This window comes from Deferrisoma sp. (assembly GCF_054681715.1).
On the sequence record NZ_BAAHFQ010000162.1, the window covers coordinates 1 to 6,092 of the forward strand.

The window sequence follows — 6,092 nt, forward strand, 5'->3', positions numbered from 1 at the left end:
GCCGAGGCTCCGGGCCCGTTCGGCCAGGCCGGCGAAGGCCAGGAGTTCCGCGGCCCGGGCCCGGCGCTCGGCCCGGGGCATGCCGTGGAGGATGCCGTGGAGTTCGAGGCTCTCGGCCAACGTGAGGTCGGGGTCGAGGTTGAGCTGCTGGCTCACCACCCCGATCTGGGCCTTGGCGGCCACGGGGTCGGTCAACACGTCGGCCCCGCCCACCCGGGCCGTGCCGGCGTCGGGCCGCAGGAGCCCCGTGAGGATCCGGATCGTGGTGGTCTTGCCGGCCCCGTTGGGCCCGAGGAACCCGTAGATCTCCCCGGGCCGCAGCTCGAGGTCCAGCCCGTCGAGGGCCCGGACCTTGCCGAACCGCTTCACGAGCCCCCGGGCCTCGACGGCCGGGGCCGGCTCGGCCCCCCGCGGCTCTACGGCGACGCTCGCCTCCCGCATGCTCTTCCCCATGCCCGATCGATCCGGGCGATCTCCTTACAAAGGCCGGAGCCCCACGAAAAAAGCCCACTCCACCACGGAGCGGGCTTCCCGTTTTCGAAGCTCCTCAAGGATTCCCCGCCCTCCCGAATCCACCCGGGGAGGTTTGGCGCGCGGGGCGTCCGGCCGGCAGGTCTTCTGGCTCGCGATTCGTCCTCGGGGCCGCCTTCCCAGCCGATCGGCCAGTGGCTCCAGTGGCCCGTCGTCCTCGCTCACAGCGGCGGGTCCGCGGGGGACTTTCACCCCACTTCCCTTTTCAGCCCCTGGGGGCACCGGCGGACGTAAATTGAACCGTTCTTTTATCCCCCCGGGCCGGATGTGTCAAGCCGGGCGTTTGACGGGCCTTCGCGGCCCACGGTATAAAGCCGGGTCCGGCCCCGGGCCGGCAAATCCCCTTGGAACGGGGCGTTACGAAACGACCATGACCGCCGTCGACCTGTTCGATCACGACCTGGAGGGCCTCGAGCGATTCTTCGAGACGCTGGGGGAGAAGCGGTTCCGGGCCCGCCAGGTGATGCACTGGCTCTATAAGCGCGGCGTGACCCGGTTCGAGGACATGACCGACCTCTCGGCCCGCCTCCGGGCGCGCCTCGCCGAGGCCGCCTCGGCCCGGGTGCCCCGGGTGGTGCACGAGCAGGTGAGCCGGGACGGCACCGTAAAACTCCTCCTGGAACTCGCCGACGGCGAGCGGGTGGAAACCGTGCTCATGCCCGACGAGGGCCGGGTGACCCAGTGCGTGTCCACCCAGGCCGGCTGCGCCATGGGCTGCGCCTTTTGCCGCACGGGAACCCTGGGGCTCCGGCGCCACCTCACGGCCGGGGAGATCGTGGCCCAGGTGCTCGTGGGACAGGCCCGCATGGGGCCCGAGCGCCGGATCACCAACGTGGTGTTCATGGGCATGGGGGAGCCCCTGCACAACTTCGACAACGTGGTGCGGGCGTTCCGGATCCTGTCGAGCGACCACGGGCCCAACATCACCCGCCGCCGGCTCACGGTGTCGACCTCCGGGCTCGCCGACCGGATCCGGCGGTTGCCGCCCGAGATGCTGGGGAGCCTGGCCGTGAGCCTCAACGCCACCACCGACGAGGTGCGCGATCGGATCATGCCCGTGAACCGCCGGTTCCCCATCGCCGAGCTCCTGGCGGCCCTCCGGGAGAGCCCGCTCCCGCCCCGGGACCGGTACACCATCGAGTACGTGCTGCTGGGCGGGGTGAACGACACCCCGGCCGACGCCCGGCGGCTCGTGCGGCTCTTGTCGGACGTCCGGTGCAAGGTGAACCTGATCGCCTACAACCCCCATCCGGAGAGCCCGTTCCGTCGGCCCGACCCGGAGGCGGTGGCGGCGTTCCAGGAGGTTTTGCTCCGGAAGAACTTCACGGCCACCCTGCGAAAGAGCCGGGGCGAAGACATCCTGGCGGCCTGCGGCCAGCTCAAGGCGGATGAGGCAGGGCGGCTAGGCGGCTAGGCGGCGGAACGGCCGTGAATCGTGAATCGTAAATCGTGAATCGTTACGGGGCGTTCTGGTCGGGCAGGCCGGCGGTGTGCGGCCCGGACGTCCGGCGACGAACGACCCGCGACCTACGACGAACGACCTACGACTTACGACCTACGACCAACGACCCTAGCGAGGAGTTCATGGACAAGGCGATCGGCATCATCGGAGGAAGCGGCCTGTACGAGATGGAGGGCCTGACCGACGTGCGGGAGGTCGAGGTGCCCACCCCGTTCGGCCCCCCGTCGGACGCGCTGATCGAGGGCCGGCTGGGCGGCCGGCGACTCGTGTTTCTGCCCCGCCACGGCCGGGGTCACCGGTTCCTGCCCTCCGAGGTCCCCTACCGGGCCAACGTCTGGGCCCTGAAGTCTCTGGGGGTCGAGTGGGTGATCTCCATCTCGGCCGTGGGGAGCCTGGAGGAGGGGGTGGCCCCGGGCCACATCTGCCTGCCCGACCAGTTCCTCGACCGCACCTGGGGCCGGGAGAACACCTTTTTCGGCGACGGCATCGTGGGCCACGTGGCCATGGCCGATCCCATCTGCGCCGCGCTCCAGGAGGCGGTGTGGGCCACCCGGGAGGCCGTGGGCGTGCCGTTCCACCGGGGCGGCACCTACGTGTGCATCCAGGGGCCCCAGTTCAGCACCCGGGCCGAGTCCCACTGGTACCGCGCGATCGGCGCCCGGGTGATCGGCATGACCAACGCCACCGAGGCGCGGCTCGCCCGGGAGGCCGAGCTCTGCTACACCACGGTGGCGCTCGTCACCGATTACGACTGCTGGCACGAAACCGAGGAAGAGGTGAGCGTGGAGGCCGTGCTCGAGGTGCTCCACAAGAACGTCGAAACGGCCCGGCGGATCGTGCGGGAGGCCGTGGCCCGGATCCCGGCCGAGCGCACCTGCCCCTGCGCCGAGGCGGCCCGGTACGCGGTGCTGACCGACCCGGCCAAGATCCCGCCCGAGACCCGGCGGCGGGTGGACCTTCTGTTCGGCCGGTACCTGGGCGGGGAGGGCTGAGGATGGGCGGCGATCTTTTGGTGGTGGGATCGGTGGCGATCGACGCCGTGGAGACCCCCTTCGGCCGGGAGGACGAGGCCCTGGGGGGCTCGGCCCTCTACTTCACCGCGGCCGCAAGCCTGTTTGCGCCGGTGCGGCTGGTGGCCGTGATCGGCGAGGACTTCCCGACGGAGCGCATCGGGTTCCTGGCCGAACGGGGCGCCGACCTCTCCGGGCTTGTGCGGGCGCCGGGGAAAACCTTCCGGTGGAAGGGCCGGTACGGGTTTGACCTCAACGAGGCCCACACCCTGGAGACCCATCTCAACGTGTTCGAGGGGTTCGAGCCGGAGCTTGGGCCGGCCCACCGGGCCTGCCCCTACGTGTTCCTCGCGAACATCGACCCCGATCTCCAGAAGCGGGTCCGCGACCAGGTGGAGGAGCCCCGGTTCGTGGCCCTCGACACCATGAACTTCTGGATCGAGGGGAAGCCCGGAAGCCTGCGGGAGGCGATCGAGCGGGTGGACATGGTGGTCCTGAACGAGGCCGAGGCCCGGATGCTGGCCGGGGAGCCCAACCTCGTGAAGGCCGCCCAGAAGATCCTCTCGTGGGGCCCGAGCGGGGTGGTGGTGAAGCGGGGCGAATACGGGGCCATGTACTTCGCCGACGGCCACGTGTTCGCCGCCCCGGCGTTTCCGCTGGAGGAGGTGTTCGACCCCACGGGCGCCGGCGACACCTTCGCCGGAGGCATGATGGGGTATCTCGCGAGCACCGGGAACCTGGAGCCCGAGAACATCCGCCGGGCCATCGTGTTCGGTTCGGCCCTGGCGAGCTTCAACGTGGAGGATTTCAGCTTCCGGCGGCTCGAGCGGCTCACCTACGACGAGGTGGCGGCCCGGTTCCGGCAGTTCCGGACCCTCACCGAGTTCGAGGCGGAGGTGGACTGATCCCTTCGGAACGATCGCCGGATGCGGGTGGGGAACTGGCTCCGGCCGGGCGCGAGTGCAGCACCCGATTCCCCGCGCCTTCGCATGCCGTCGCAGTTCGGTAGGCCGGGGCACCGGCAGCGGAAGTTCCGGAGCTTCGAAAGGGACCCAAGCCTGGTGAGGGCGCGGCGACGTGGGGGGCCGCGCCCGGCTCTCCACCAGCCCCCCACCCGCGGGTTCCCATGGCGAGGCGGGGGCTCCGGCAACGCTTCCGTTGGTGTTGGTACGCCAGGCCGTGCTAGGCGCAGTACCGGCTCACCTGGCGGTGGAGTTCGGTCAGGTCGGCCGATTTGGCCACGCAGGCGTTGGCCCCCTGCTCCAGCGCCTGGTGGGCCGGCTCGCAGTAGGCCGAGAACACCACCACCGGAACGTCGGGGGCGCGCCGGCGGATCGCCCCGAGCACCGTGAGGCCGTCCATGCCGGGCATCTTGAGGTCGAGGATCACGAGATCCGGGTGGATCTCGTCGAGGAGTTCGAGCGCCCGGGCCCCGTCGGGCGCCACGACCACCTCGTGGCCCGCGAGGCTCAGCTCCTCCTGCAACAGAAACCGGATGTTTTCGTCGTCGTCGACGAAAAGGATGCGGCCCAACGCCATGACTCCTTCCTGCCCCCTCCCAGCATCCCGGCCGGGATTCAAACCGGCGCTAAGGTACCGGCCGAGCGCCAGGTGTCAAGGGGTTTTCTTCGCCGCCCTCCTCATCTTTTTGGCCGCGTGCGCCGGGAACAAGGAGGCCGTGCGAAACGAGGCCAAGGCCGCCTACCAGCTCGGGGTCGCGTTCCTGGCCGAGGGGCGGCCCGCGCCGGCCCTGCGGGAGTTCACCAAGGCGGCCCAACTCACCCCCGAGGACCCCGAGGTCCACAACGCCCTGGGCCTGGCCTACTGGGCCCGCCGGGAGGTGGGCGAGGCCGAGCGGGCGTTCCGGAAGGCCGTGGAGCTCAAGCCCGACTACTCCGAGGCCTGGAACAACCTGGGTGCCCTGTACCTCGACACCGGCCGGTACCCCGAGGCAGTGAGCGCCCTGGAGGAGGCCCTGAAGAACGTGTTCTACGGCACCCAGGAGCGGGCCCTCACGAACCTGGGCTGGGCGCTGTACAAGCAGGGCCGGGCGGAGGAGGCGGAGCGGCGGCTCCGGGAGGCCCTGGAGGTGGCGCCCGGGTTCCCCCTGGCCCACAAGAATCTGGGCATCGTGCTCTACGAGCGAGGGGAGCTGGAGGAGGCCCGGCGGCACCTGGACGAGGCGGCGCGGCTTCTGCCCCGGGACGGCGAGGTGTTCCTGTACCGGGGGCTCGTGCGGCTCAAGGCCGGCGACCGGGAGGGGGCCTGGGCCGATTTCGAGGAGGCCTGGAAGCTCGCGCCCGGGACCGAGGTGGGCAAATCGGCGAAGACCTACTTGGACCTGACCCAGTAGGGGCAACCCCCGGCGACCAGGAGTTGCGGCCATGACCACCGGCGAACAGGAACGGCCCCCCGAGCCCCAAGGCTTCGGCGAAAGGCTGCGGGCCGCCCGGGAGGCGGCCGGCCGCTCGCTCGACGACCTCGCCCGGACCACCCGGATCCGGAAGGCCTACCTGGATGCCCTGGAGAAGGAGGACTGGGGCCGGATCCCGAAGGGGGTGATCGGCCGGGGGTTCGTGCGGGTGGTGGCCAAGGAGCTCGGCGCCGACGAGGGGGAGTTCACCGCCCTTTACCGCCGGGCGCGGCCCGACGAGGCCGGGGAGGCGGCCGGGGGGCTTCCCGAGCCCGACTGGGACGTGTCGCTCCGGGGCCGGCGGCGCAAAGGCCTGCCGCCCCTCGCCTGGGCCGCGGTTTTGCTGATCGTGCTCCTGGCGGGGGCGGGGTGGTGGCTGTGGGGCCGGGGGGCACCGGAGCCCGTGGCCTCGCACGTCCCGGCCCGGGGGGAGCCCGCTCCCGCCCCGCCGGCGCCGGCCGAGCCCCCGCCGATTCGGGAAAGCGATTCGGCCCCCGAAGGGGTTGCCGAGACCGCCCCCGCGCCGCAGGCGCAGCCCCCGCCCCCGGAACCGGTGGCCGAGCCCGCCCGGCCGGAACGCCTGCGGCTCGAGATCACGGCCACCGAGAAGGCCTGGGTCCGGGTGGTGGCGGACGGCGGAAAGCCCGTGGACCGGGTGTTCCGGCCCGGGGAGACC

At 71.5% G+C, this 6,092-nt stretch carries 7 protein-coding genes and 1 riboswitch; of the genes, 5 read left to right on the top strand and 2 right to left on the bottom strand.

Features of this window, described 5'->3' with window-relative positions; translation table 11 throughout:
- Window positions 1-453, bottom strand: a 453-nt coding sequence (locus ACY0I8_RS15330; RefSeq protein ID WP_461395437.1) for an ATP-binding cassette domain-containing protein, incomplete at its 3' end; no start/stop codon positions are given.
- A gap of 138 nt (window positions 454-591) precedes the next feature.
- Window positions 592-771: riboswitch (cobalamin riboswitch) on the bottom strand.
- Window positions 772-901: 130 nt separating this feature from the next.
- On the opposite strand from ACY0I8_RS15330, the gene rlmN reads away from it, so the two are divergent.
- The 3 genes from rlmN to ACY0I8_RS15345 all read left to right on the top strand — a co-directional run bounded on the left by rlmN (window position 902) and on the right by ACY0I8_RS15345 (window position 3,908).
- Window positions 902-1,945 (top strand): 23S rRNA (adenine(2503)-C(2))-methyltransferase RlmN, encoded by a 1,044-nt coding sequence (rlmN, locus tag ACY0I8_RS15335; RefSeq protein ID WP_459942408.1) that lies wholly within the window; start codon window positions 902-904, stop codon window positions 1,943-1,945.
- A gap of 170 nt (window positions 1,946-2,115) precedes the next feature.
- Window positions 2,116-2,985: an MTAP family purine nucleoside phosphorylase gene (mtnP, locus tag ACY0I8_RS15340; protein WP_459942409.1), complete on the top strand. Its 870-nt coding sequence runs from the start codon at window positions 2,116-2,118 to the stop codon at window positions 2,983-2,985.
- 2 nt (window positions 2,986-2,987) lie between these two features.
- Complete coding sequence (locus ACY0I8_RS15345; protein WP_459942410.1) at window positions 2,988-3,908, top strand: carbohydrate kinase family protein; 921 nt, start codon at window positions 2,988-2,990, stop codon at window positions 3,906-3,908.
- A gap of 277 nt (window positions 3,909-4,185) precedes the next feature.
- Here ACY0I8_RS15345 and ACY0I8_RS15350 read toward each other — a convergent pair whose 3' ends face one another.
- Window positions 4,186-4,536 (bottom strand): response regulator, encoded by a 351-nt coding sequence (locus ACY0I8_RS15350; RefSeq protein WP_459942411.1) that lies wholly within the window; start codon window positions 4,534-4,536, stop codon window positions 4,186-4,188.
- Between the two features lie 145 nt (window positions 4,537-4,681).
- Between ACY0I8_RS15350 and ACY0I8_RS15355 the strand changes: the two genes are divergently transcribed.
- Window positions 4,682-5,356, top strand: a complete 675-nt coding sequence (locus tag ACY0I8_RS15355) for a tetratricopeptide repeat protein (RefSeq protein WP_459942412.1) — start codon at window positions 4,682-4,684, stop codon at window positions 5,354-5,356.
- 31 nt (window positions 5,357-5,387) lie between these two features.
- Window positions 5,388-6,092: helix-turn-helix domain-containing protein (locus ACY0I8_RS15360; protein ID WP_461395438.1), on the top strand; the 705-nt coding region annotated here is incomplete at its 3' end.